Origin of the sequence: Pseudomonas sp. R11F (assembly GCF_050312575.1) — a bacterium.
Taxonomy (GTDB): Bacteria; Pseudomonadota; Gammaproteobacteria; order Pseudomonadales; family Pseudomonadaceae; genus Aquipseudomonas; species Aquipseudomonas palleroniana.
Map to the genome: position 1 here is coordinate 1 of NZ_JBNPJU010000059.1, position 204 is coordinate 204.

Genomic DNA, 204 nt, shown 5'->3' on the forward strand with positions numbered 1-204 from the left:
TGTCCCCTTCGTCTAGTGGCCTAGGACACCGCCCTTTCACGGCGGTAACAGGGGTTCGAGTCCCCTAGGGGACGCCAGTTTCAACAAGCAGTTCGAAAGGTCTGCTGCGCCGCGAGGCGAAAAATCCGGGGCTATAGCTCAGCTGGGAGAGCGCTTGCATGGCATGCAAGAGGTCAACGGTTCGATCCCGTTTAGCTCCACCAA

General features: G+C 58.8%; 2 tRNA genes. Both read left to right on the top strand.

Going from position 1 to position 204, the window contains the following annotated elements:
- Position 1: 1 nt before the first annotated feature.
- Positions 2-77: transfer RNA gene (locus ACQRBV_RS17095), tRNA-Glu, on the top strand.
- A 50-nt stretch (positions 78-127) separates the two neighbouring features.
- Positions 128-203 (top strand) — tRNA-Ala (locus ACQRBV_RS17100).
- Position 204: the final 1 nt, after the last annotated feature.